Raw genomic sequence first — 369 nt, forward strand, 5'->3', positions numbered from 1 at the left:
CGCGATGTTCCCGTGCGCACGGCGATCGGCGCCATGGCGATCACGTTCTACCTGGTGCTGACGTTGTCGTGTGTCAACGACATCATCGCGTTGAAGTTCGATATCTCGTTGAACGCGACGACCTGGATCGGTCGGATCGGTTTGTTGATCGCGCCGCCCATCGCGTATTTCCTGGCCTACCGGTTCTGCATCGGGTTGCAGCGCAGCGATCGCGCGGTGCTCGAGCACGGTATCGAGACCGGTGTGATCAAGCGGCTGCCGCATGGTGAGTACATCGAGGTGCATCAGCCGTTGGGGCCGGTGGACGAGCACGGGCATCCGGTGCCGTTGGAGTATCAGGGCGCGACCGTGCCGAAGAAGATGAACAAA

Annotated in this window: 1 pseudogene; it reads left to right on the forward strand. The window is 61.2% G+C overall.

The features are described from left to right. Positions 1-369 (forward strand): annotated as a pseudogene (locus tag ON32_RS07910) (cytochrome bc1 complex cytochrome b subunit); the annotation flags it as partial.

It is taken from the genome of Nocardia paucivorans NBRC 100373 (assembly GCF_000308675.1).
GTDB classification, from domain to species: domain Bacteria; phylum Actinomycetota; class Actinomycetes; order Mycobacteriales; family Mycobacteriaceae; genus Nocardia; species Nocardia paucivorans.